Below are 24,292 nucleotides of genomic sequence, written 5' to 3'. Positions count from 1 at the left end.
ACTCCATGAGTCATGAGTCCAGCCAACTGGAATCGACGAGCCAGATTGAGGATGGGTGATGATCCGATGAGTCCCACGGTTGGCGAACGGCGTCGCGAGGAGATCCTCGTGGTCGCAGCCGCGATGTTTCGAGAGCGCGGGTACTCCGGAACAACGGTCCGCGACCTGGCCCGAGAAGTGGGCATCACATCCGGGAGCATCTTCCACCACTTCGGCAGCAAGGAAGAGATCCTCTTCCAAGTGGTGAGCGAGGGTGTCGAGGAGACGATCCTTCGCGTCAACGAAGCTCGCGAATCGACCAGTGACCGCCACGAACAACTGCGCCGGATGCTCGAGGCTCACATGCTGGCCATGGTCGAGGGGTCATCGAAGACCACCAGCGTGCTCTTCTACGAGCACTGGTCGCTGACCGAACCGCTCCGCCTACGGCTTCTCGATGTGCGCGACACGTACGAACTCGTCTGGGACGACGCACTCGCGAATCTCGGTGATGTGTACGCCGACCCGATCAGCCGCCGCGTCCGCCGCCTCCTGCTGCTGGGAGCGATGAACTGGATGGTCCAGTGGTACCGCCCAGATGGCGGAGTCACCGTCCCCGAGATCGCCCAGTCGCTGTACGAGATGGTGATCAACCCGATGGCTGCGGCAGCGACCAGTTCCGGCATGCCGCACTAGACCGTATCGCCGGAGGCCTCACCCGCGGACCGCAGCATGGAGTCCAAAGTGGAGCGGTCGTGTTTGCCGATGGAAGTCACGGGAAGAGCATCAACGAACACCCAACGCTCGGGAATCTTGTGACGAGCAAGCCCCGACGCGAGCAAAGACGAGGCCACCCCATCCACATGCGCACCCTCAGAGGCGACGACCACGGCCCCCACCCGCTGGCCCAGCCGATCGTCCGAGAACGGCCGTACCGCTGCAGCACGCACCCCCTCGCAGGCGACCAGTGCCCGTTCGACTTCGGCCGGATCGATGTTCTGGCCGCCTCGAATGATCGTGTCCTTGAGCCGACCCACCACGGTCACCCGCCCCGCGGCATCGACTTCCACGATGTCTCCGGTGCGGTATCGCCCGCGCTCGTCCAAGCACGAGCCCGGGTCTGACTCACCCACGTACCCCAGAAACATCGAGGGGCCTTCGCAGGCTGCTTCCCCGCGCTCTCCCACGACGCTCTGGCCCGTCGCATCCAAGGCCGTCACCGTGGTTCCCGGATAGGGTCGCCCCTCGCCGGACATCCGCGTGGCCAACGGTTCCGACGAACGGAACGTGGAGTGACCAACGCACTCGGACAAGCCAAAGATTCGGCACAGGGCGATGCCGACCCGATCGGCACGCTCGACTAACGAGGGCGCGACGGGCGCACCGCCAGATGCGATGGTGACACCATCGAGTGCCGACCCTTCCCCCTCAAGACGCGCAACAAGGTCGAGGACATGCGTCGGCGTCAACAGCCCGTACGCGACGTCGTTCTGACGCATTGCGGCGATCACCGCATCGGGGTGCCACCTGCCGTTGCGAAGAATCAGCGACCGTCCGGATTCGAGCGTCGCGAACACCGAGAACGCCAGCCCGGCGGCGTGGCTCGGGGAGAGCACCCCGATGATCGGACCGCTTCTGGGTGCGGCAGCGGCAACCGCCCAGCGGCCCGCGTAGGACAACGTGTCAGCGTGGTGTTGAACACCCTTCGGCTCGCCGGTCGTCCCAGCGGTGAAGGTGATGTACCTCGTGGAATCGCAGACCCGAGGGAGCCTCCCGTCGGCAGGCCTCCCACGGGGAGCCTGGCCGTTCAATTGACGCACCTCACCACCGCCACCGTGAGCCAGCACGCGGATCCCGAGGGCTTCCTGGGCGAGGCGATCAGCCAACGCGTGAGTGTCGCTGATCAGGACGGAGCCACACCCTGATCGGGCGGCCGATTCGACGACCTCGCGGACACCCGCACCGGGGGGCGAAAGCGCGACGACCAGATCCATCCGCGAAGCAGCCAGCAGGACTGCGACGTCGCCGACTCCATGGGACGGCACCATCAGCACCCGCGAAGCCCGTTCCACGCCTTGCGCCACGAGTCGATCCCGCAGCATTCCGGACGCAGCCAGGAGCCCGACCAGACTGCGGCGTCCGTCGGCGTCGCTCACAGCGAGGTCCGGGGACAGATCGGCGCGCCACTGTGCGAGCTCGAACAGGGAGCGACCGGTCCAGTGCCCGGCGGCACGGTATCTCGCCCGCCGCTCGGCGATCAGGCCGTTGATGACCGACCAGTCGGCCATGAGGCGTCTAGTCCTTCTTTTCAGCGAAGAACTCGCGCAATCCCGCCCGGGCAACGTCATCGGGACCGGTGGCGTAGCCGACCAGCTCGTCGATCTCGGCCGTCAGACCCGCGGCCATCGGCGTGTTCGTGGACGTCGACAGAAGGGCCTTGAGGGTCTTCACCGTTGAACCAGGCGCATGGATGGCTCTGTCTGCGAGCGCCAGCGCGCTGTCGAGAAGTCGCTCGCGGTTGACGACGCGTGTCACCAAGCCCATCGCGAGCGCATCGTCGGCGGACAGCAACTCGCGCGTGTAGAAGAGTTGCTTGGCACGCGTCAGCCCCACCACGCGGGGCAACCTCTGGCTGCCCCCACCGCCGGGAAGCTGCCAGAAGGTCATGTGCGCATCTCCGATCCGGGCGTCGTCCGCCATCACCGCAAGGTCGCACGACAGCACGAGTTCCAGGCCACCGGCCACACAGACACCGTTGATCGCCGCGATCGAGACCAAGCGGCCGGTCTCCAAACGGTCGAAGGCACGCCGCATGTCTTCGAGGAAGTGACGGAACCGCTCGGCGTCCTCATAGAGGTCGAGGTATCCCGCCAGGTCCCCGCCGGCCGAGAAGGCAGCACCCTCCCCCATGACGATGACCGCGCGAACGTCAGGGTCTTGCTCCAGTTGATCCAAGTGGAGGTTGAGGGTGCGCACAGTGCGCTTGTCGAGCGGATTCATCTTGTCCGCTCGCGCGAAGGTCAGGACGGCCACAGCGCCCTTGTCCCGCACGTACTTCTCACATCGGATGAATTCCTCGGCCGATTCAGGCATCGCGCACCACCCGCATCAGCGTGGTCTCCATCATGCGGCGAGCACCCTTTCGATCCCCGGCGGTGGCGTGGTCCAACGTCGCTCGGCCTTCCGGCGAATCGAAAGCCGCGCGGGCCGCGTCGGACGACTCGAAGGTCAGCTCGGCGATTCCGTCCCACTCGGGCACGCGCCCCATGGAACCGACGATCTCGTGCAGTGCGTAGTAACCGAGCCCGGGCATCCTCGACGCCAGCTCGGCATGATCACCGGCCCACCAGTCCATGAATTCGTCGTGAGTCTCAGCCGGATCGCGTCGAATGAGGATGAACAACTTCATGGGGGCCTCCTGGAAACAGTCGACATCGCGACGCGATTTCGAGCCTTGGGGTGACAGATTTCTTGAGCATACCAAGCGCTCGGTTTCTTGTCACCAGTGACCGGGCCGCCGGCCGAGCCGCTGCCTCAGGTCGGCATAGTGTCGCCATGTCACTCATTTGCTGGCGACCGGACGACCGCCCCACCCAACTCGACACTTTCGCTCAGGCCGCGGAAGACGCGACAGGCTTGGACTTCGACGACTACGACTCGCTGTGGCAGTGGTCGGTCGAGGACATCGACGCCTTCTGGACAGTGTTTGGCAGGCACGTCAACCTCCCAGCCGATGGCAGTCTGAGCCCAGCCCTCGGCCATGACCCAGGTGGCGCGGGACCGGGCACCGTGTGGTTTCCGAACGCCCGCTTGAACTACGCCGAAGCGATGCTCCAGATGCCCGGACGCGCCGATGACGATGTCGTGGTGATTGGACGTTCACAAAGCCGCGGAGAGATCCAATTGACAGCATCCGAACTGCGAACGCAGGTAGCGAGTGCTCGGGCTGGCCTCGTACGTGTCGGAGTGGGCCTGGGCGAACGCGTGGCTGCGTATGCACCCAACGTGCCCGAAACGCTCGTGCTGATGCTCGCCGCGGCCAGCCTGGGTGCGGTGTTCAGCTCCTGCGCTCCCGAGTTCGGAGCGCAGAGCGTGACCGACCGCTGGAGCCAGACGGAGCCGGTTTTGCTGCTCGCCGTCGACGGGTACCGCTACGGGGCCAAGGACATTGACCGTCGCGCTGAGGTGTCGGCGATCGTCGAAGGTTTGCCGAGTGTCAGAACCGTGGTGTGGCTGAGTTACCTCGACCCCGACGCCGCCCCTGGCCAACTGCACAGGAATACGATCAGCTGGTCCGACCTCCTCGCTGAAGCGGCACAGCCGGCGTTCAGTCGAGTGCCCTTTGACCATCCCCTCTACGTGCTGTACTCCTCAGGGACCACGGGCCTGCCCAAGCCCATCGTTCACGGTCACGGCGGCATCACGCTCGAGCACCTCAAGGCACTAGGGCTGCAGATGGATCTCGGTCCGACCGATCGGTTCTTCTGGTTCAGCACGACTGGCTGGATGATGTGGAACCTCCTGGTCTCCGGACTCGGAGTTGGATCGACGGTGGTCATGTTCGACGGCGACCCCGCCCACCCCGGACTCGACACCCTGTGGCACTTGGTCGACGAGCTCGGCTTGACCTACTTCGGCACCAGCGCCCCCTTCCTGCTGCAGTGCCGCAAGGAAGAGCTCGTGCCACGCGACGTCGCCGACCTGCGCTCGTTGCGGGGACTCGGCTCGACAGGCGCGCCCCTGCCCGCTGAGGGATTCACCTGGGCGTACGAGAATGTCAGTGCCGATCTCCAGCTCGGCTCGATGTCCGGTGGGACCGACGTCTGCACCTCGTTCGTCGGATCAGTCCCCACGGTGCCGGTGTACGCCGGCGAGATTTCCCGCCGCCTTCTCGGTTGCGCTGTCGAGTCCTACGACGAACAAGGACGACCGGTCATCGGCGCTCTTGGCGAACTCGTCATCACCCGTCCGATGCCGTCCATGCCGGTCGGGTTCTGGGGTGACGACGGAAGCCGCTACCGCGCCGCCTACTTCGATGACATCCCCGGCGTCTGGCGCCATGGAGACTGGATCACGATCAACGAAAATGGCACCTGCGCCATCACCGGGCGCAGCGACGCCACGCTGAACCGGGGCGGGGTGAGACTTGGAACCTCCGAGTTCTACAGCGTCGTGGAAGCGTTGCCGCAGATCGCCGACAGCCTCGTCGTGCACCTCGAGGACCGCGATGGCGGGCCTGGGCGGCTGATGCTGTTCGTCCGACTGGCCGGCGACGCTGCGCTCGACGAGGAGCTGCGCCGCACCGTTGGGCATGCCCTGCGCACCCAACTTTCGCCTCGGCACGTCCCCGACGAGCTCTACGCCGTACCTGCCCTGCCGCGCACGCTGTCGGGCAAGAAGTTAGAGGTTCCAGTCAAGAAGATCCTGCAGGGCACACCGATCGACCAGGCGGCTGCGCCCGGCGCGCTCGACGATCCCACCGCGCTCGAACACTTCACACGGTTCCGGGCAGGCGGCCTGCCGGCACCGGGGGTCCGCTGACCGGGCCGTAGAACTCACAGTCCACCGACTGACGGTCTACGCATGCGGCACCATGTGATCCGTGCCTCACGTGCTGGACCTCGCGTCCCGAACCTTCTGGCGACTCACCGGCCGGCGGGTCGATCTCGATGGCGCCGAACACTGGCTCGATGCGCCGGTGAGTTCATCCGCGCGTGTGGGCGACGAGTGGATCGGCGCCGAGACGGCACGTCATGGCGGCGCACCCGGAACGCCCGGGACCGACGCGGGACTGTTGCCGTCCATGAGTTGCTTGGACGGTCCCGGGTTCGCCGCAGACCGGCTGAATCCGCTGGTGCGGGACTTCTATGAGCACACCTCGTCGTGGCGGATGGACGTGTGGTCCGGATGGTCACCGGTGTTCTGGCCTGCCGGCGAGGCAGTCTCGCGGTTGTGGGGTCGCCGCATCGAGCAGCTCGCGTTGCCGATGCGTCCGCTCGACGTCGCGCACGGCATGGACAGCCACGTCACGCCGGTGCGTGACCGTGAGGGCGTGCACGTCGCGTCCGCGTGGACCCGGACCCTGTGCGACAGCGGTCGGACCGTCTTCAGCGGCGCCTACTCCGCGCGGACGCTCCCGGGTGCCGACCGTCCGAGCGTCCACGTGGCATTCCCTCTCGAGTCGGGCAACGTGCAGGTGTTCCTGCGCCCCGGCATCACCGCTGATGGAGGTCTCGTCCTGGAGTCGCCGCGGGGCAGGTTCGGTGAGGACGGTGCCTACGTGGTCGTGCGTGGAGCCAGCGCACATGCGGCCCGCGTCCCGCTGCACGAGACGTTCCACGTCTACGTCGACGCGCTCGGCGTCCTGCGCACCGATCACGAGTTGCGCGTCTGGGGCGCGTCGGCCCTGCGACTGCACTACCGGCTCGAGCGGACATCGTGACGATTCACAGTTTCCACCTCGCTGAGGTCCCCCGTCGCACCGGTGCCGGCGCGCTCCTGCGCCCACCCACAATGGCCACGGTGGCGGGACTCGATCACCTCGAGTGCCTTTCCCTGATGCGACTCGGTGCGCCCGTGGTGTCACCGGACCGGCTGCAGTTGCGAAGGTTGGCGGTCTTCGCGCAGTGGCAGGACGAGCCGACCCTGGAGCGGTTCTTGACCCACGACCCGCTGGGACGCTCGCTCGCGACCGGGTGGCACGTGCGGTTGGAGTTCCTGCGCCGCTGGTCGAGCATCGCCGCCTTTGCCGGGCTCCCCACCCGAGCCGGCGCCTGGAGGCAGGAGGATCCGGTCGTGGCGGTCACGCTGGCCCGGATGCGGGTGCCGGAGGTCCCACGCTTCCTCCACCACGGCAGGCCGGTGGAACGCCTCGTGCGCGACCACCCGGGCGCCACCCTCGCCGTCGCCGGTTTTCGTCCCCCGAACACGATCTCGACCTTCACGGTCTGGCACAGCACGCGTCAGATGCTGGACATGGTTCATGGTCGCTCGAACGTCGCCGAGCCCATGCGGCACGCCGCGGCCATGCGCGAACGTGAACGCCGCGACTTCCATCATGAGTTCGCGACGTTCCGGTTCCGGCCTCTTTCCGAGCACGGCTCCTGGGAGGGCCGCACGGGCCTCGTGCCGTCGACTCACTGAGGCACGCAGGCTGGTTGCGGATGTAGCCGGCTCACCCACGCGAGCGGTGACGTACCAACCGAATCCGGGGGTCATTCGGTTGGCCACCAACCGCCGATCGGCGCTTCGCTGCAGCACCGGAAGTCTCCGGGTGAGGGAGGAGGTCAGCACCCATCGCGTCGGGCTTCAGGCAACTCGTGCTGCCGGCCCCACGACGTTGATCGCGGAGTGCTCATCCGCTGCTAGAGACGTCATCAAATCGCCCAGCGTGGATGTCCGCCACCAGTTGAGCGATCCGAGGCTCTGGCTCAGTCCCGATGGCGAGGAACTCCTTGTGCACGACACGCGCCCCGCCACTGTTGAAGGTCGACGGGTCGGGTACACGGACAACCCCGACCTTCCAGCGGAAGCGCTCGGCGAATGCACCGTGCACCATCGAGATCACCAACCCTGCGACAGCATCCGCGATGCCAGGGCCCAAGAGCGTGTCGTCGCCAAGGAACTGCTCCGAGCGGCGCACACCTCGGACCCAGTAGGCCCACCCATTCCGTTCAACACGCACGTCGTGATGGTTCGGTTCAAACGGGACCATGTCTCGACGCGCCAACTCGGAGTTGTCCACCGTCGCGAATCTACCGATCCTCGAGGTCGCACGTGCAGAACTTCTGCCAGCCCACGACCCGATCAGGAGCTGTCCCCCATGTGACCCCAGCGTGGTCCAGCACGTTTTGCCGTCCTACTCCGGATCGCTTGCTCAGAAGTCCTCCGGGCGAATGCCAATCCGCTCCCTCTCGGAGTGGACGAGCCCCGGGTCTACCCAATCGATGCGCGCCGACGGCCACTGTCTAGAGGCTGAAGCGGCGCACGCCGAGCGCTACGTGGCCACGCCCTGCGGGCGGGCGAGACCATCGGCTGGCTGGCCGAGCACGCCACGACCCGAGTCGGCCCACGGGGACGCAGGTGCAGGTGCCTGTCGAGCGGATCGAGGCGAACTGTGCGCCTCACTCGGTGCGACACTTCGAACGAATCGAGCCGAGTGATCCCGGCACGGCACATGGTGCGTCATGTCTCCGTCACACTGGGCTGGTGCTGTTGACAATCACCGCCACCCGGAGCGAGACGCTCGCCGATGCGAGTGACCTGGGGTACCTGCTGCACAAGCATCCTGACCGTGTCCAGACGTTCGACGTGTTCGGGGGGACGGCGACGGTCATGTATCCCGAGGTCTCTCCAGAGCGTTGTACTGCCGCGCTCGTTCTGGAGGTCGATCCAATCGGCTTGGTACGCGGGCGCCGTGGGCGGAACGAGGGCTTCTCGCTCGCGCAGTACGTGAACGACCGCCCCTATGCCGCGACGTCACTGCTGTCGGTCGCGATGGGCAAGGTCTTCCGCAGTGCCCTGAACGGCCAGTGCAAGCCGCGACCCGAACTCGTCGGGCAGCCGTTGAACCTGCGCATCGAGGTGCCGACGATGCCCGGCGGCGTCGACCTGGTGATGCGGATGTTCGAGCCGCTCGGCTGGGAGGTGGCGGCCGAGCCGATCGTGCTCGATCCCGAGATCCCCGACTGGGGTGACTCCGATTTCACGGCCGTCACGCTCACCGGGACGTTCACCCTCAGCGAGGCGCTCAACCATCTGTACGTCCTGGTGCCCGTGCTCGACGGCGGGAAGCACTACTGGGTCAGCTCCGACGAGGTCGACAAGCTCGTCCGGGCGGGCAGCGGCTGGCTCGCCACCCATCCCGAGCGCGAGCTGATCAGCCGTCGCTACCTCGCGCGTCAGCGCGACATGGTGGACGAGGCTCGCGAGCGCCTGACCGAGCTCGACGGGTCGACGGAACCGACCGCGCCTGATGAGGAGCGCGAGCCCCCGCTGGTGCGACTGCGTCATGACGCCGTCATCGCGCAGGTCGAGCGGCTTCGCCCGACATCGGTGCTCGATCTCGGCTGCGGGCAGGGTGCGCTGTTGCGCCGTCTGATGGAGGTCCAGGGAGTCGACCGAGTGGTCGGCACTGAGGTGTCGTCGAGTTCGCTCGAGGTCGCCTCGAAGCGCCTGCGCGTGGAGCGTATGACGGAGCGCCAGGCGGATCGACTCGACCTGTGGCTGTCGTCGTTGCAGTACCAGGACCCGAGGCTGGTGGGCTTCGACCTCGCCGTGCTGATGGAGGTCGTCGAGCACATCGACGAGGACCGCCTGCCGGCCGTCGTCGCGAACGTGTTCGGCTTCATGCGACCGGGATCAGTCGTCGTCACGACACCCAACGGCGAGTACAACGCGCTCTACCCGGCGCTGGCCGCCGGCGAGTTCCGTCACGCCGATCACCGCTTCGAGTGGTCCCGCGCCGAGTTCGCGACTTGGACCCAAGGCATCGCCGCGCGATACGGCTACACCGTCGAGCATGCCGGCATCGGCGCTGAGGATCCCGAGCGCGGCACGCCGACCCAGTTGGCCGTGTTCCGGCGCACCGAGGAGGTGGCGGCATGAGCGTCCTGCAGATTCCCGAGGTGTCCCTCGTCGTCCTGGTCGGCGCGAGCGGCGCCGGCAAGACGTCGTTCGCGGCGAAGCACTTCCTGCCGACGGAGGTCGTGTCCTCCGATGCCTGCCGGGCTCTCGTGTCCGACGACGAGAACGACCAGTCGGCGACGACCGACGCGTTCGACCTGCTCGAGTTCATCGTCGGCAAGCGTCTGTCGCGGGGCCTGCTGACGGTCGTTGACGCGACGAACGTGCAGCCGCACGCCCGCAGGAGCCTCATCGCGGTGGCGAAGGAGCACGACGTGCTGGCCACCGCCGTCGTCCTCGACGTGCCGCCCGCTGTATCGGTCGCGAGGAACGCGGAGCGGCCCGACCGCACGTTCGGTGCGTCCGTCGTCAAGCGGCAGCACGACCAGCTGCGCCGCTCACTGAAGTCGCTGCGACGCGAGGGTTTCCGGCACGTCCACCTGCTCTCGTCGGTCGAGGAGATCGAGGAGGCGTCATTCGAGCGGACGCGTCTGCACAACGACCTGCGCGACGTCACCGGTCCGTTCGACGTCGTCGGTGACGTCCACGGATGTCGGGCCGAGCTCGAGCAACTACTCGACGAACTCGGCTACGCGATCGCTCGCGACGAGGCCGGTCGGCCTGTCGATGCCGCACACCCGGACGGCCGCCGTGCGATCTTCGTGGGCGACCTCGTCGACCGCGGGCCGGACTCCCCCGGAGTCCTACGGCTCGTCATGGGCATGGTCGCATCCGGGAACGCCTTCTGCGTCGCCGGAAATCACGAGGCGAAGCTGTCGAACGCGCTGTCTGGGCGCAAGGTCACGATCAGCCACGGCCTGGAGACCACCCTCGCCCAGCTGGAGTCCGAGTCCGACGAGTTCCGTGCCGAGGTCGCGCGGTTCCTCGACGGCCTCATCGCGCACTACGTGCTGGACGGCGGCCGCCTCGTGGTGGCGCACGCCGGGCTGAAGGAGAGCTACCACGGGCGCGCGTCCGGACGCGTCCGTGCGTTCGCCCTCTACGGCGACACCAGCGGTGAGACCGACGAGTTCGGCCTGCCGGTGCGGTACCCGTGGGCCGAGGAGTATCGCGGTCAGGCGATGGTGCTCTACGGCCACACGCCGACCCCTACGCCCGAGTGGGTCAACAACACGATGTGCCTCGACACCGGTTGCGTGTTCGGCGGCTCGCTGACTGCGTTGCGCTATCCGGAGCGTGAGGTCGTCCAGGTCGTCGCGGCCGAGACGTACTACGAACCGGTCCGGCCTCTCGCGCCGCCGGAGCGCGAGCCCGACACCCTGCGCCTCGATGACGTGCTCGGACCTCGGATCATCGAGACCTCGACGATGGGACGGATCTCGCTGCGCGAGGAGAATGCCGCGGGCGCTCTCGAGGTGATGAGCCGCTTCGCGGTCGACCCGACGCGGCTGGTCTACCTGCCTCCGACCATGTCACCGAGTGACACCTCCTCCCTCGAGGACCACCTCGAGCACCCCGAGCAGGCGTTCACGCACTTCGCGCGGACCGGCGCAGGCCCGGTGATCTGCGAGGAGAAGCACATGGGTTCGCGTGCCGTGATCGTGGTCGACCGCGACGGTGGGGGCGTCATCCACACGCGGACCGGGCGCGCGTTCTTCGACGCGGAGACCGAGCGTGCCGTTCTCGACCGGGTCGCCTCCGCGGTGGCGGCGGTAAACCTGTGGGACGAGTTGGGGACGACGTCGCTGGTGCTCGACGCCGAGATCATGCCCTGGTCGACCAAGGCCGGTGCGCTCATCCGCCAGCAGTACGCCGCGGTCGGTGCCGCGGCACGCGCTGGACTCTCAAGCGCGCTGGCCGTCCTGGGGTCCGCCGCCGCGCGCGGTCTCGACGTCGGTGACCTTGCCGGGCGCACGAGTCGCCGCCGCGACGATGCGGACGCCTACACCGCGGCCTACCGACGCTACGTCTGGAAGGTCGACGGCCTCGACGGCCTCAGGATCGCGCCATTCCAGGTGCTGGCCACGGACTCGGAGACCTTCGAGACCCGCGACCACCTGTGGCATCTCTCCATCGCCGACAGGCTGGTCGAGAGCGACGGTGCGCTCTTCGCCACGACCGGTCGCCTGGTCGTCGACCCCACGGACGAAGCGTCAGTCCGTGCAGGCATCGACTGGTGGAACGACCTCACGGGTGCCGGTGGCGAGGGGATGGTCGTGAAGCCGCTCGCCAACCTCGTCCGCGGACCCAAGGGTCTGGTGCAGCCCGGCGTGAAGGTGCGAGGCCGCGAGTACCTCCGCATCATCTACGGCCTCGACTACACCGAGCCGGAGAACCTCGGTCGTCTTCGAGATCGCAACCTCGGTCACAAGCGGTCGATGGCCCTGCGCGAGTACGCGCTGGGCCTCGAGTCACTCAAGCGGCACGCGAACGGCGAACCCACCTGGCGAGTCCATGAGTGCGTCTTCGCCGTCTTGGCCATGGAGTCCGAGCCCGTCGACCCGCGCCTCTGACGGCTGATCCCGACGACCCGCGCCGTGGGCCGGAAAGCCATGAGTCGACCGTTGATTTCTGGATAGTTTTCTGTACAGTTCACGTATGACCATCTCCGCCGACGTGCACCCTGAGCGGACCGTCTCCGTGACCGCAGCCACCGGCCGCGGCGTCGCGGGTTTGGTCAAGGACGCTGAAGGCGGTGAGGACATCATCGTCGAACGCCACGGCCGACCAGTCGCTGCGGTGATCTCTGTCGAGCGCTTTGAGGAACTCCACCGCCTCCGCGCCGATCTGACCAGCGCCGCACTCGTTCTGGCGCGTGAACTTTCCGACACGGGCAACCGTACCGACCTGGACGACGCCATCGGGGCCTTCGGCTTCGACCGAGCCGAACTCGAGGCCGAAATCGACGCGGATCTCGCCACCGGGCGCGAGTGATCGACGAGCTCGCTCGGCCGTAGCGCATGCCTGAGAGACAGAAGCACCCCGACGTCCCCGGTTGCGTCGTCCGTCTGACCGACGATGCCGTCGAGGACTTGAAAGGGCTGTTCAAGGCAGATCCGCAGATCGTGCGCTGGGCATTGAAGAAGATGATCCAGCTCGAGCGTGATCCCCAAGCTGGCGAAGCACTGCTGGGCGGATTGATCGGGTACCGGAAGATCACCGTTGGCGACCGAGACTGGCGCATCGTGTGGCGAATCGAACAGGACGAATCCGGCGAGTATCTCATCGAGATCGCAGAGGTATGGGCGGTCGGCTATCGCAAGGACAGCGAGGTATACGCCGAGATCGGCCAGCGAATCGCTGACGCTGGCGACTCGCCCAGCACCCAGGCACTTTCGGACGTACTTGAGTTGTTCGCCAAGCAGGCGCGCGACCTGACGGCAACCAAAGAGCCTGAAGCGCGCGAGCCCATTCCGAAGTGGCTCACCGAAGCCTTGCTTTATGTGGTCCGCCTCCCCACTTCCCGGGTCGAACAGATGAGCTTGGAAGAAGCCGAGAAAGCGTGGGGAGATCACATCTCCGGATCGTCCTGACCGAGGCGCGTCAATTCGTCCGCACGCCGAAGTCCTTCGCCTCTCCACGTTGAGTGCTGCGCTCGCGACCGCCGCAGAAGCGACCGGCGTGCCTGGACTCCATCCCCACGAACTACGCCACGCTGCGGCGTCCTTGGCCATCGCCGCAGGTGCGGACGTCAACTCCTAGAGGACCACCGCCTCGATGAAGTCAGCGACGCGGGCCCGATACTTGCCATAGGGGCGACGAAGGCGTCAGCAAGCTACGGCATCGAAGGTGGAGCCACGCCACAACATTGACCAAGCCTCGTCAATCCCGATCGCAGCATGCGCTCCTACTGCAAGACTTCAGGCTGGAAACTCTTGGAGAGTCGAGACCACGGCAACGCGAGGGCAGGTGGGACATGGCGCTACGGATCGGCCCGCGGTGGGGCCGGGTTGTGCTGCTTGGCCTGATTGCGCTGCTTAGCGCCTACCTTGTCCATTCGGACGAGGACGGTTCCGACTTGTTCGGTGCGCCGCTGCCGATCGGTGGGGGGTTAGCCGCTGCCACAGCTCTCATCGTGCGCTTCTCGACTTCTGATCTGCTGCGTCTTCAGCGGTGGGGCTACGGGGCCATCGCGCTGTGCCTTGTCGCGATGTTCTGCAGCGCGACATCGTGGTGGCTCTGGCTGGTGGACTGGGTGCCCCCGGGTTACCCGGATCATGATCCCGCAGCCAATGCCCGAGTTGACCTGTGGCTCGATCGAGGCGCTGGCTCTTTCCTAGCGGCGTTGGCGGGCGCAATGGCAGTGGTGCTTGCGTCGGCGATTGGTGCGAGGCGAGCCAACGCGGGGCACGTCCAGACCTAGAAGGCAGGAAAGGTGTGCGTCCGCGGCCCCATCGACGGAGCCAGCCTGGCCCCAGCGCTTGAGGTGGGGAATGAGAAACGGCCCGTGATTCCGATTAACCCTTGGAATCACGGGCCGTTCACACTGGTAGCCCCGACGGGATTCGAACCCGCGCTACCGCCTTGAGAGGGCGGCGTGCTAGGCCGCTACACAACGGGGCCAGCGATGAGAAACGCTACCAGATCGACTCCAGTAGGCTCTCGCTGGGGTACTAGGACTCGAACCTAGAATGGCGGTACCAGAAACCGCTGTGTTGCCAATTACACCATACCCCATGGGGGTATCGGATCCCTACCTTTCGGCAGCGCTCCGAACCAAGAGATGACTTTACCGGACGCCTCCCCGACTGCCCAAACCGGGGAGGTCTGCGCCTCAGAGCACGGCGTCCAGACGAGCCAAGGACACCTCGCGTCCCAGCAATTCCATCGACTCGAAGAGCGGCGGCGAGATGCGCTTGCCCGTCACGGCGACGCGCACCGGACCGAACGCCAGCCGCGGCTTCAGCCCACGCTCCTCGACCAGCGCCTGACGCAGTGCCGCCTCGATGCCCTCGGTGCTCCACTCCCCCAGGTCGGCGAGTGCCTCATGAGCGGCCTTGGCCACCTCGAGTCCATCAGCGTTCAACTGCTTGGCCGCGTCGTCGGGATCGACCGAGAACTCCTCACCCGCGAACAGGAAGGCGAGCATGTCGGCGGCCTCGGTCAGCAGGTTGCTGCGCTCCTGCACCAACGGCGCGGCCTGCGCGACGAGATCGGCGTCCACGCCCTCCGGCAGGTACGGCAGCAGTCGCTGGACGAACTCGTCCGGCGACAGCAGGCGCACGTGGTCGCCGTTGATGGCCTCGCACTTCTTGAGGTCGAACCGGGCCGGGTTCGGGTTGACCCGCTCGACCTCGAACGCGGCCACCATCTCATCGAGCGAGAAGATGTCGCGATCCTCGGCGATCGACCAACCGAGCAGCGCCAGGTAGTTCAACAGACCCTCGGGCAGGAAGCCCTGGTCGCGGTAGCCCAGCAGGCTCGCCTCGGGATCGCGCTTGGAGAGCTTCTTGTTGCCCGAGCCCATGACGTACGGCAGATGGCCGAAGCGGGGCGTGAAGCCCGAACCCACACCAATCTCGGCGAACGCCTCGTACAGCGCCATCTGACGCGGCGTGGACGACAGGATGTCCTCGCCACGGAGCACATGCGTGATGCCCATCAGCGCGTCGTCCACGGGATTGGTGAGCGTGTAGAGCGGCTGGCCGTTGGCCCGGACGATGACGAAGTCCTGCACGTTCTCGGCACCGAACGTGATCTCGCCGCGCACGAGGTCGTCGAAGGTCCAGTCACGCTCGGGCATCTTGAACCGGATGACCGGCTGGCGACCTTCGGCCTCGAAGGCGGCCCGCTGCTCGGGCGTGAGGTCGCGATGGAGCCCGTCATAGCCGCTCGGCCTTCCGGCGGCGCGCGCCGCGTTGCGACGCTCCTCCAGCTCCTCGGCGGTGTCGTAGGCCCGGTACGCGAACCCGGCATCCATCAGTCGCTGCGCCACGTCGGCGTAGACGTCCATGCGCTGGCTCTGGCGGTAGGGACCGTTCGGGCCGCCGACCTCGACACCCTCGTCCCAGTCCAGGCCGAGCCACCGCATCACGTCGAGCAGCAGGTCGTACGACTCCTGCGAGTCACGGCTGGCGTCGGTGTCCTCGATGCGGAACACGAAGCGGCCGCCGTTGTGGCGCGCGAACGCCCAGCTGAACAACGCCGTGCGCGCCATCCCCACGTGCGGGTTGCCCGTGGGCGAGGGGCAGAAGCGGGCGACCACGTCACTGCCGGTCGCGGTCGTCCATCGGGTCTCAGTCATCGGCCACCACCGGGTTGGTCAGGGTGCCCAGGCCGTCGATCGTCACGGCCACGTGGTCGCCGGGCTGCATGGGGCCGACTCCCTCGGGCGTGCCGGTCAGGATGACGTCGCCGGGCAACAGGGTCATGAAGCTGGTCACATACTGCAGGATCGTGGGGACGTCGAACACCATGTCCGACGTGCGCCCGTCCTGCTGGATCTCGCCGTTGAGCGTCGTGCGCACACGCACGTTCGACGGGTCGAAGTCGGTCTCGATCCACGGGCCGAGCGGGCAGAAGGTGTCGAAGCCCTTCGCCCGGGCCCACTGACCGTCCTTGGACTGCAGGTCGCGCGCCGTCACGTCGTTGGCCACGGTGTAGCCGTAGATCACCTTCGGCGCGTCCTCGAGCGTGAGGTTGCGGCAGATCCGTCCGATGACGATCGCGAGCTCGCCCTCGAAGTGCACGTCCTGCGACTGCTTCGGGTAGAAGATCGGCTCGCCGGGCCCGATCACCGAGGTGTTCGGCTTGAGGAAGATCAGCGGCTCCTCGGGCACCTCGCCGCCCATCTCGGCGGCGTGCGCGAGGTAGTTCTTGCCGACGCACACCACCTTGCTGCGCGGGATGACCGGCGCCAGCAGCCGCACGTCCTCGAGCGGCAGCTTCTCGCCGGTCAGCTCGAGCGGAGCGTAGAGGGGGTCTCCCTTGAGGGGAGCGATGATCGGTGTGTCGCCATCGGCTCCGACGACCCCGTAACGGGGGTCGTCGTCGCCGGCGAATCGGGCCACGCGCATGGGCCCCACCCTAGCGAGCGAAGTCCTACCCGACCGACGCGACCGCCTCCGCCGCCAGGGACCTGACGACGCTCGAGCCGGCGACCAGCCCGGCCGCCGCGGCGAGCAGCACCGAGGCCATCGGCATGGGCAGGTCCGCCACGTGCGCGAGGTCACCCGCGGCGAACACCCGCGGGTGGCTCGTCTGCCCGAGGACGTCGACGCGCACACAGCCCGAGGGCAGCATCTCCAGGCCCAGCTGGGCCGCGAACGGAGCCGACTGCTCGAACGCCGGGTGCGTGAACAGGCCACCGACCTCGACGGGCTCGCCGGCCCGCAGGCGCAGGAGCAGCCCGTCGGAGGTGGGCTCGACCGCGACGACCTCGTCGTTGCCGAAGGTCAGCACCTCCGACGCGATCGGCGCGAGCATCGCGACCATCATCGGGACGTGCGGACCCTCCCCCACCAGGCCGATCCGGCGTCCCGCCAGCTCGTGCCCGTGGCAGAACGGGCACGCGGCGACCTCACGACCCCAGGCCTCGCGCAGTCCGGGGACGTCCGGCAGGACGTCGGTCAGTCCGGTGGCCAGGACCAGCGTGCGTGCCTCGATCGGGCCGTCGTCGGTCTCGGCGACGAAGCCGTCACCCTCCTCGCGGACCGAGTGGACGGTGGCGTCCCTCAGCTCGACCGTGTCGTACTCGGCGATGTCCTCGCGTGCGAGCTTGCGGATCTCGCCGGGCGCACGGCCGTCGTGCGTCATGAAGTTGTGAGCGTGCTCGACCGTGCCATTGCGGTAGCGGCCGGAGTCGACCAGCACCGCCGTCCTGTGCATGCGGCCGAGCGTCAAAGCGGCCTGCAGCCCCGCCGGGCCGCCGCCGATCACGAGTGCGTCGTACATGGTGTTCACCTCTCGAAAATGGAATAACAGGACGAGCATGCGACTTAAGGTCAACATGAAGTCAAGTCATTCGATCGGGGACGTCGCGGCGCGTTTCGGGCTCGAGACGCACGTGCTGCGGCACTGGGAGGACATGGGCCTGCTGCGGCCCGCTCGCGACGCCGCGGACCGCCGTCGCTTCGGCGACGACGACCTCGTGCGGGTCGCGGTCATCCTGCGCAGCAAGGCCGCCGGCATGTCGCTCGAGCAGATCGCCGTCCTGCTCGACGAGGAGGCACCGTCGCGCCACGAGGTGCTCGAGTCGCACCTCGCGGACCTCGACCGGCGCATGCGCGAGATGGAGCGGTCCCGCGAGATGACCGAGCACGCGCTGCGCTGCCGCGCGCACGACATCACCCAGTGCCCGCGTTTCAAGGGATTCGTCTCCGACGTCCTGGCGGGGACGACGCCATGGTCCCTGGACGGACCAGCGACGGCCTGACGTCAGTCGGTGAAGGGGTGGGACTCAACCTCGGAGTCCGGATTCGCGAGGAAGCGCACCGCGCTGGCGCCCGCCGCCTGACCCGCCGCGGCCGCCCCGAGGATCGACGGCATCGGCACCGGCAGCTCCTCCACATGGGCCAGGTCCCCGGCGGCGAAGACACGCGGTCGGCTCGTCCGGCCGAGCGCGTCGACCCGCACGCAACCGGACGGCAGCATGTCCAGTCCCAGCTGCTCGGCGAACGGGGCGGCCTGGGACGTGCTCGGGTGCAGGAACAGGCCCGCCAGCTCGACGGCGGGGCCCGCGCGACGCTGGACCAGCAGTCCGTCCTCGAGGCGCTCGACCTTGACGAGATCGTGGTGCCCGAACGTGATCACCTCCGAGCCGATCGGCACCAGTATCGCCTCCAGCTCCGCGATGCTCGGGCCCTCGCCGACGAGCCCGATCGGGCGGTCCGCGAACTCGTGCCCGTGACAGAACGGGCAGTTCGCGACCTCGCGCCCCCACGCCTCGGCCAGTCCCGGGACGTCCGGCAGCTCGTCGGTCATACCCGTCGCCAGGATGAGCGTGCGCGCCTCGACCGTCCCATCGCTCGTTCGCGCGACGAAGCCGTCCTCGGTCTCCTCGACGCTCTCGACGGTCGCCTCGCGCAGCTCGACCGTGGCGTAGCGCGCGAGGTCCTCACGCGCGAGCCGGCGCAGCTCGTCCGGCGCACGGCCGTCGTGCGTCACGAAGTTGTGCGAGTGCGCGACGGTGCCGTTGCGGTACCGACCCGAGTCCACCAGCAGCACCGTGCGGTGCATCCGTCCCAGGGTCAATGCCGCCTGCAGCCCCGCCGGGCCGCCGCCGATCACCAGGGCGTCGTACGTGTCTGCCTCCACTCCACGCAGGTACCCACGAGCGCCGGAGCCGACACGTTCTCTCGCGACGCGAGTCAGGCGGAGCCGTAGCGGCGCTGGCGGGTGGCGTACTCCTCGACCGCGGCCCACAGCGCTCGGCGGTCGACGTCGGGCCAGGCGATGTCGCTGAAGACCAGCTCGGCGTAGGCGGCCTGCCACGGCAGGAAGTTGCTGGTGCGCTGCTCGCCGGACGTGCGCCAGAACAGGTCGACGTCGGGCATCCACGGCTCGTCGAGGTACCGCGCGAACGTGGCCTCGGTGACCTTGTCCGGGTTGACCTTGCCCGCGCGGACGTCGCGGGCCAGCGCGGCCGCCGCATCGGCGATCTCGGCCCGGCCGCCGTAGTTGACGCACATCGTCAACGTGCAGACGGTGTTGTCCTGCGTGAGCTCCTCGGCGATCTCGAGCTCGCGGATGACGCTGCGCCACAGGCGGGGACGACGACCCGCCCACCGGACGCGGACGCCCAGCTCGTGCATCTCGTCGCGACGTCGGCGGATGACGTCGCGGTTGAAGCCCATCAGGAACTTGACCTCGTCGGGCGACCGCTTCCAGTTCTCGGTGCTGAAGGCGTAGGCGCTGACGGCCTTGACCCCGACCTCGATCGCGCCCTCGACGACGTCGAACAGCGCCGCCTCGCCGGCCTCGTGTCCCTTCGTGCGGGGCAGGCCGCGCTGCTGCGCCCAGCGGCCGTTCCCGTCCATGACGATCGCGACGTGCTGGGGCACCTGGTCGGGCGCGAGTCGGGGCGGGCGCGCACCGGACGGGTGCGGCGTGGGCGGTCGGGTCATCAGCGATCCACGTGGGCCAAGGAGCGCAGGCCGCGCTCGAGGTGCCAGGACAGGTAGTTGGAGACGATGCCGCCGGCCTCGCGGCGGGAGCGGTCGTCGGCCAGGGCGACGGCGCCCCAGTCCCCCACGAGCAGGGCCGCCAACAGCGCGACCGTCGTCGGGGACGGGACGGACGAGCCCGGGACGCGGCAGCCGTCGCACAGCATGCCTCCGGAGCCCGCGTGGAAGTGCCGGTGCGGTCCCTCGAGCCCGCAGCGGGCACAGCCGTCGAAGGACGGCGCGTACCCCGCGATCGCCAGGGACCTCAGCTGGAACGAGTCGAGCAGGACGCCGGGGGGCTGGCGGTGCTCGGTCAGCGCACGCAGCGCGCCCACGAGCAGGTGGTACTGCGGCACGGACGGCTCGGCGGTGTCGGACACGAGTCGCTCGGCGGTCTCGAGCATCGCCGTACCGGCCGTGTACGCGCCATAGTCGGCCCCCAGGTGCGAGGCGAACGGGTCGATCGTGACGACCTGCGTGACGACGTCGAGCGAGCGGCCCTCGGCGAACATCACGTCGACGTGCATGAACGGCTCGAGTCGTCCACCGAAGCGGCTGGACGTCTTGCGCACCCCTCGACCGACGGCCCGGACGACGCCGCGACCGCGCGTGAGCATCGTGACGATGCGGTCGGCCTCGCCCAGCTTCTGGGTGCGCAGGACGACACCGGTGTCGCGATAGGTGCCCACCCGTCCATTCTGCCCCAGTCACGGTCGGTCGCGGGTGTGGCACGCTCGGCTCCATGGACCTGAGCGATCGCCCGCGCGCCGCCCTGGGCGTGTGGCCCACTCCCCTGCAGTTCGTCGACGGGCTCTGGATGAAGCGCGAGGACCTCAGCGGCTTCGGCTTCGGCGGCAACAAGGTCCGCAAGCTCGAGTTCCTGCTGGGGGCCGCCGTCGCGCGCGGCCAGCAGCACGTCGTCACCTTCGGCGCCCTGCAGTCGAACCACGTGCGCGCGACCGCGGCGGCCTGCGCGCGGCTCGGCCTGCACCTGGACGCCATCGCCGTCCAGGCGGTCCCCCGGTCGGACGCGGACTACACGGGCTCGGGCAACGCGCTGCTGACCGAGCTGTTCGGCGCCACCCGTCACGTCGTCCCGGACGACGACGCCGCGGGTGCGCTCGCTCTCGAGCTGCTGGCCGAGCACGGGGACGACCTGGCGATCATCATGCCCGGCGGCTCCGACCGCATCGGCGCGCTCGGCCACGTGGACTCGGCGCTCGAGCTCTACAGCCAGCTCGAGTTCGAACCGTACGAGGTCGTCGTCGCTGCCTCGACCTGCGGGACGATGGCCGGCCTCGTGATCGGCCTCGCCGCTGCCGAGGTCGACACCGTCGTGCGCGGCGTCTGCGTCTACCACTCGCGCGAGGAGACCGAGGCGACGCTGCGCGCCCTGCTGGCCGAGACCGCGGACGAGCTGGGCGTCGCGGTGCCCGACGACGACCGCTGGATCCTCGACGACTCGCAGTTCGGACCGGGGTACGGCATCCCCACCGAGGCCGGGCTGGCCGAGATCCACCGGCTCGCGACGACCGCCGGGATCACGCTCGACCCGGTGTACTCGGCCAAGGCGTACGCGGCCATCGACCGTGACCCGGATCGACGCCGCCGGACGGTCTTCATGCACACCGGCGGCGGGCCCTCGCTGTTCGCGTACCGCTCCGCGCTGGCCTGAGCGTCCGCGGTCCCTCGCCGTTCGCCGTCCGCCGTTCGCCGTCCGCCGTCCGCCCTTCCCCCACTTTTGGAACGTTCTTACCCTCAGAACGGCCTTGGACGCGTAAGAACGTTCCAAAAGTGCGGGAGGACCGGGCGGGAGGACCGGGCGGGAGGACCGGGCGGGAGGACCGGGCGGACGGGCGGGTGCGGAAGGCGGGCCGGCGGCTCAGCCGAAGTCGACGCCCTGCGCGAGCGGGAGCTCGGTCGAGTAGTTGATCGTGTTGGTCGTGCGGCGCATGTAGTTGCGCCAGGCGTCCGAGCCGGACTCGCGCCCGCCGCCGGTGTCCTTCTCGCCGCCGAAGGCGCCGCCGATCTCGGCGCCCGAGGTGCCGATGTTGACGTTGGCGATGCCGCAGTCCGAGCCGGTCGCCGACACGAACCGCTCCGCCTCGCGGACGTCCAGTGTGAAGATCGCACTCGAGAGGCCCTGGTCGACCTCGTTGTGCAGGGCGATCGCCTCGTCGAGGTCGCGGTAGGTCAGCACGTACAGCAGGGGCGCGAACGTCTCGGCGCGCACGATCTCGGTCTGCGACGGCATGTCGACGATCGCCGGGTGGACGTAGTGCCCACCCTCGACGCCATCGGCCGTGCCGCCGCCGGTCAGCACGGTGCCGCCGTCCGACCGCGCCTGGTCGAGCGCCTTGTCGAACGCCGACGCGGCCGACGCGTCGATCAACGGACCGACGAGCGTCCCGGAGTCCAGCGGCGAGCCGATCGGCAGCGTCTCGTAGGCCGCGACCAGACGCTGGACGAGCTCGTCCTTGACGGACTCGTGCACGATCACGCGCCGCAGTGTCGTGCATCGCTGCCCCGCGGTGCCCACGGCGGAGAAGACGATGCCCCGCACGGCGAGGTCGAGGTCGGCGCTGGGCGCCACGATCGCGGCATTGTTGCCGCCGAGCTCGAGCAGGGTCCGGCCCAGGCGGGCGGCGACGCGCGGCGCGACCTGCTTGCCCATGCGCGTCGACCCGGTGGCCGACACGAGCGGGACACGCGGGTCGTCGACGAGTGCCTCGCCCACCGTGCGGTCGCCCACGACGACCTGCAGGAGCCCTTCGGGAGCGCCGGCACGACGCGCGGCCTCCTGAGCGAGCGCGCGGCATGCGAGTGCCGTGAGCACGGTCTTCTCCGACGGCTTCCACACGACCGAGTCCCCACACACGAACGCGAGCGCGGAGTTCCACGACCACACCGCGACCGGGAAGTTGAAGGCGCTGATGACGCCGATGACGCCCAGCGGGTGCCACTGCTCCATCATGCGATGGCCCGGTCGCTCGCTCGCGATCGTCAGGCCGTGCAGCTGGCGCGACAGGCCGACGGCCAGATCGCAGATGTCGATCATCTCCTGCACCTCGCCGAGGCCCTCGGAGACGATCTTGCCCGCCTCGATCGTCACGAGGGCGCCGAGGTCGTCCTTGTGCTCGCGCAGCAGGTTGCCCAGCTCGCGGACGAAGCCGCCGCGGACCGGCGCGGGCACCGTCCGCCACTGCTCGAACGCTGCGTGGGCCATGCCCACCGCCGTCCCGACCGCGTCGGGGGTGTCGGCGGCGAGGCGCCCAAGCTCGGACCCGTCGATCGGCGTGCGACAGACGATCTCGCCGTCGGCGCTGAACGGGTCCGCGGCTCCGAGCCGCGTGAAGATCTCGGTGACGTTCTGGGCGATGCTCATGCCGGCTCCTTCGTGGAGAAGGACGAAACGTACGAAACAGCCGGCATTCGGGCTCCCTCAATCGCTCGCTGGCGCTCGCTCATGCCCGCTCCTTCGTGGAAGAACTCATGCGTCCACCTTCCCGTGGGCATCGAAGAGGCGACCCGACCTCGTGGCCAGCAGGTCGGCCAGCCGCACGTCCTCCTGGCGGACGAATCCGGTGTCGGGCAGGGTGCCGGCCGCGACCAGCTCGACCATGGAGACCGCCGAGGCGGCCGTCGTCCAGCTGATCGCGCGCCAGACGCGGCCGTCGATCTCGATGGGGCGGTACGCGCGGACGTGGTTGCGGCGGAACGGCTGGCCGTCGCACACGCCCTCGACGGCGGCGTGCAGGTACACGACGTCGTCGTTGACCGGCGGCTTCGCGTCCACGAGGATCCGCCCGACCAGCTCGCGGTCGTCGCGCAGGTTCAGCTCGTCGAACAGGAAGTGCATCTGGCGGAAGTGGCCGGGGTACCGCATGGTCTTGTAGTCCAGGCGCTGCACGCGGCCCTCGTAGGTCTCGCACATCGTGCCGAGCCCGCCGGACGTGAGCGCCGCCTCCAGCTCGATGCCGCCGATGACGACGCGCTCCTTCTCGGTCATCGCGGGCACGCTGCGGCGCTCGCCCGACCGCAGGACGTCGCAGTCGTTGAGGTACTCGTTCACGACGCCCTCGGCCGACCAGTTGAAGGCGTAGCCCAGCAGCCCCGTCGGGTTCTGCGGGAGTGCCCCGACCTTGAGCTCGATGCTGCGGATCGACGTGAAGTCCGCCGCCAGGCTGGCGCCGACGATCCCGATCAGGCCGGGCGCGAGGCCGCACTGGGGCACGAAGACGTTGTCGGGGCGGTCCTTGGACAGCTCGATCACCCGGTTCGTCGTCGGGACGTCCTCGGTGAGGTCGAAGTAGTGCACACCCGTGTCGTACGCGGCCTCGGCCACGGCGATGTTGAGGTGGTACGGCAGGCACGACACGACGGCATCGACGCCCTTGAGCGCCGCGCGCAGCTCGTCCCCGTCCGCGACGTCGAGCGTGCGTGTCTCGAGGCCGAGTCCCTCACGTTCTCGTGAGTCGAACCCCACGACGGAGAAGCCCGCGCGCACCAGCAGGTGCGCCACCAGCTCACCGACCTTGCCGAGCCCGAACACGGCGACGCTGTCGATCTTCACTGGACCATCGTCTGCCTGATGCTGCAGACTGTCCAGCGTAAGTTGTCCTTAA

At 68.4% G+C, this 24,292-nt stretch carries 23 protein-coding genes and 2 tRNA genes; 11 read left to right on the top strand and 14 right to left on the bottom strand.

The features are described 5' to 3' along the window. The first annotated feature begins 66 nt into the window (after window positions 1–66). Window positions 67–675 carry a TetR/AcrR family transcriptional regulator gene (locus RT323_RS03160; protein ID WP_313404952.1) on the top strand — a complete coding sequence of 203 codons (609 nt, stop codon included), beginning with the start codon at window positions 67–69 and terminating at the stop codon, window positions 673–675. Here the strand turns inward: RT323_RS03160 and RT323_RS03155 are convergent. From RT323_RS03155 to RT323_RS03145, 3 genes are read right to left on the bottom strand one after another with little or no spacing between them, the layout of a single operon-like run. Then, complete coding sequence (locus RT323_RS03155) at window positions 672–2,267, bottom strand: class I adenylate-forming enzyme family protein (RefSeq protein ID WP_313404950.1); 1,596 nt, start codon at window positions 2,265–2,267, stop codon at window positions 672–674. The genes RT323_RS03160 and RT323_RS03155 overlap by 4 nt on opposite strands. Before the next feature lie 7 nt (window positions 2,268–2,274). Further along, window positions 2,275–3,072, bottom strand: coding sequence for an enoyl-CoA hydratase/isomerase family protein (locus RT323_RS03150; RefSeq protein WP_313404948.1), 798 nt, complete (start codon window positions 3,070–3,072; stop codon window positions 2,275–2,277). Then, window positions 3,065–3,388 carry an EthD family reductase gene (locus RT323_RS03145; RefSeq protein WP_313404946.1) on the bottom strand — a complete coding sequence of 108 codons (324 nt, stop codon included), beginning with the start codon at window positions 3,386–3,388 and terminating at the stop codon, window positions 3,065–3,067. The genes RT323_RS03150 and RT323_RS03145 overlap by 8 nt, the downstream gene beginning before the upstream one ends. A 146-nt stretch (window positions 3,389–3,534) precedes the next feature. On the opposite strand from RT323_RS03145, the gene RT323_RS03140 reads away from it, so the two are divergent. The 3 genes from RT323_RS03140 (at window position 3,535) to RT323_RS03130 (ending at window position 7,122) form a co-directional block, all read left to right on the top strand. Then, the gene (locus tag RT323_RS03140; RefSeq protein WP_313404944.1) at window positions 3,535–5,520 is read left to right on the top strand and encodes an acetoacetate--CoA ligase; all 1,986 of its coding nucleotides are present in this window, start codon (window positions 3,535–3,537) and stop codon (window positions 5,518–5,520) included. Window positions 5,521–5,581: 61 nt separating this feature from the next. Then, a complete protein-coding gene (locus RT323_RS03135; RefSeq protein WP_313404942.1) occupies window positions 5,582–6,421 on the top strand; it encodes a hypothetical protein in 840 nt (279 codons plus the stop codon). Window positions 6,422–6,492: 71 nt separating this feature from the next. After that, the gene (locus RT323_RS03130) at window positions 6,493–7,122 is read left to right on the top strand and encodes a hypothetical protein (protein WP_313405008.1); all 630 of its coding nucleotides are present in this window, start codon (window positions 6,493–6,495) and stop codon (window positions 7,120–7,122) included. Between the two features lie 211 nt (window positions 7,123–7,333). Here the strand turns inward: RT323_RS03130 and RT323_RS03125 are convergent, their stop codons facing one another. Beyond that, the gene (locus tag RT323_RS03125; RefSeq protein WP_313404940.1) at window positions 7,334–7,723 is read right to left on the bottom strand and encodes a hypothetical protein; all 390 of its coding nucleotides are present in this window, start codon (window positions 7,721–7,723) and stop codon (window positions 7,334–7,336) included. Window positions 7,724–8,187: 464 nt separating this feature from the next. On the opposite strand from RT323_RS03125, the gene RT323_RS03120 reads away from it, so the two are divergent. From RT323_RS03120 to RT323_RS03100, 5 genes are all read left to right on the top strand, one after another. Next, on the top strand, window positions 8,188–9,585 hold the full coding sequence (locus tag RT323_RS03120; RefSeq protein WP_313404938.1) for a 3' terminal RNA ribose 2'-O-methyltransferase Hen1: 1,398 nt from the start codon (window positions 8,188–8,190) through the stop codon (window positions 9,583–9,585). After that, on the top strand, window positions 9,582–12,077 hold the full coding sequence (locus tag RT323_RS03115; protein WP_313404936.1) for a polynucleotide kinase-phosphatase: 2,496 nt from the start codon (window positions 9,582–9,584) through the stop codon (window positions 12,075–12,077). Before RT323_RS03120 ends, RT323_RS03115 begins: the two co-directional genes overlap by 4 nt. 85 nt (window positions 12,078–12,162) lie before the next feature. Continuing rightward, window positions 12,163–12,498: a type II toxin-antitoxin system prevent-host-death family antitoxin gene (locus RT323_RS03110; protein WP_313404934.1), complete on the top strand. Its 336-nt coding sequence runs from the start codon at window positions 12,163–12,165 to the stop codon at window positions 12,496–12,498. 26 nt (window positions 12,499–12,524) lie between these two features. After that, a complete protein-coding gene (locus tag RT323_RS03105) occupies window positions 12,525–13,097 on the top strand; it encodes a type II toxin-antitoxin system RelE/ParE family toxin (protein WP_313404932.1) in 573 nt (190 codons plus the stop codon). Between the two features lie 383 nt (window positions 13,098–13,480). Then, entirely contained in the window at window positions 13,481–13,927 is a 447-nt protein-coding gene (locus tag RT323_RS03100) for a hypothetical protein (protein WP_313404930.1), read from the top strand. A 124-nt stretch (window positions 13,928–14,051) separates the two neighbouring features. Here RT323_RS03100 and RT323_RS03095 read toward each other — a convergent pair. The 5 genes from RT323_RS03095 to RT323_RS03075 all read right to left on the bottom strand — a co-directional run bounded on the left by RT323_RS03095 (window position 14,052) and on the right by RT323_RS03075 (window position 17,457). Next, a tRNA-Glu gene (locus RT323_RS03095) sits at window positions 14,052–14,127 on the bottom strand. A 42-nt stretch (window positions 14,128–14,169) separates the two neighbouring features. Beyond that, window positions 14,170–14,241, bottom strand: a tRNA-Gln gene (locus RT323_RS03090). Window positions 14,242–14,338: 97 nt separating this feature from the next. After that, the gene (gltX, locus tag RT323_RS03085) at window positions 14,339–15,808 is read right to left on the bottom strand and encodes a glutamate--tRNA ligase (RefSeq protein WP_313404929.1); all 1,470 of its coding nucleotides are present in this window, start codon (window positions 15,806–15,808) and stop codon (window positions 14,339–14,341) included. Further along, window positions 15,801–16,580 (bottom strand): fumarylacetoacetate hydrolase family protein, encoded by a 780-nt coding sequence (locus RT323_RS03080; RefSeq protein ID WP_313404927.1) that lies wholly within the window; start codon window positions 16,578–16,580, stop codon window positions 15,801–15,803. Before RT323_RS03080 ends, gltX begins: the two co-directional genes overlap by 8 nt. 25 nt (window positions 16,581–16,605) lie before the next feature. Then, window positions 16,606–17,457: an NAD(P)/FAD-dependent oxidoreductase gene (locus RT323_RS03075; protein ID WP_313404926.1), complete on the bottom strand. Its 852-nt coding sequence runs from the start codon at window positions 17,455–17,457 to the stop codon at window positions 16,606–16,608. 55 nt (window positions 17,458–17,512) lie between these two features. Here RT323_RS03075 and RT323_RS03070 point away from each other — a divergent pair, with 55 nt between their 5' ends. Then, window positions 17,513–17,938: a MerR family transcriptional regulator gene (locus RT323_RS03070; RefSeq protein WP_313404924.1), complete on the top strand. Its 426-nt coding sequence runs from the start codon at window positions 17,513–17,515 to the stop codon at window positions 17,936–17,938. 2 nt (window positions 17,939–17,940) lie between these two features. On the opposite strand, the gene RT323_RS03065 is transcribed toward RT323_RS03070, so the two are convergent. Genes RT323_RS03065 through recO form a run of 3 tightly spaced genes read right to left on the bottom strand, consistent with a single transcriptional unit; the run spans window position 17,941 to window position 20,356 of the window. Beyond that, window positions 17,941–18,819 carry an NAD(P)/FAD-dependent oxidoreductase gene (locus RT323_RS03065; protein WP_313404922.1) on the bottom strand — a complete coding sequence of 293 codons (879 nt, stop codon included), beginning with the start codon at window positions 18,817–18,819 and terminating at the stop codon, window positions 17,941–17,943. A 53-nt stretch (window positions 18,820–18,872) separates the two neighbouring features. Next, window positions 18,873–19,628: an isoprenyl transferase gene (locus RT323_RS03060; RefSeq protein WP_313404921.1), complete on the bottom strand. Its 756-nt coding sequence runs from the start codon at window positions 19,626–19,628 to the stop codon at window positions 18,873–18,875. Then, window positions 19,628–20,356 (bottom strand): DNA repair protein RecO, encoded by a 729-nt coding sequence (gene recO / locus RT323_RS03055; protein WP_313404920.1) that lies wholly within the window; start codon window positions 20,354–20,356, stop codon window positions 19,628–19,630. The genes RT323_RS03060 and recO overlap by 1 nt, the downstream gene beginning before the upstream one ends. Before the next feature lie 53 nt (window positions 20,357–20,409). On the opposite strand from recO, the gene RT323_RS03050 reads away from it, so the two are divergent. Continuing rightward, the gene (locus tag RT323_RS03050) at window positions 20,410–21,342 is read left to right on the top strand and encodes a pyridoxal-phosphate dependent enzyme (RefSeq protein ID WP_313404919.1); all 933 of its coding nucleotides are present in this window, start codon (window positions 20,410–20,412) and stop codon (window positions 21,340–21,342) included. A gap of 207 nt (window positions 21,343–21,549) precedes the next feature. On the opposite strand, the gene RT323_RS03045 is transcribed toward RT323_RS03050, so the two are convergent. Both RT323_RS03045 and RT323_RS03040 read right to left on the bottom strand, forming a co-directional pair. Continuing rightward, window positions 21,550–23,052 carry an aldehyde dehydrogenase family protein gene (locus tag RT323_RS03045; protein ID WP_313404917.1) on the bottom strand — a complete coding sequence of 501 codons (1,503 nt, stop codon included), beginning with the start codon at window positions 23,050–23,052 and terminating at the stop codon, window positions 21,550–21,552. A gap of 105 nt (window positions 23,053–23,157) precedes the next feature. After that, window positions 23,158–24,240: a saccharopine dehydrogenase C-terminal domain-containing protein gene (locus RT323_RS03040; RefSeq protein WP_313404915.1), complete on the bottom strand. Its 1,083-nt coding sequence runs from the start codon at window positions 24,238–24,240 to the stop codon at window positions 23,158–23,160. Window positions 24,241–24,292 lie beyond the last annotated feature (52 nt).

The sequence above is a fragment of the Aeromicrobium sp. genome, assembly GCF_032084975.1.
Taxonomy (GTDB): Bacteria; Actinomycetota; Actinomycetes; order Propionibacteriales; family Nocardioidaceae; genus Aeromicrobium.
This window is presented reverse-complemented; position numbering and strand designations above follow the sequence as displayed.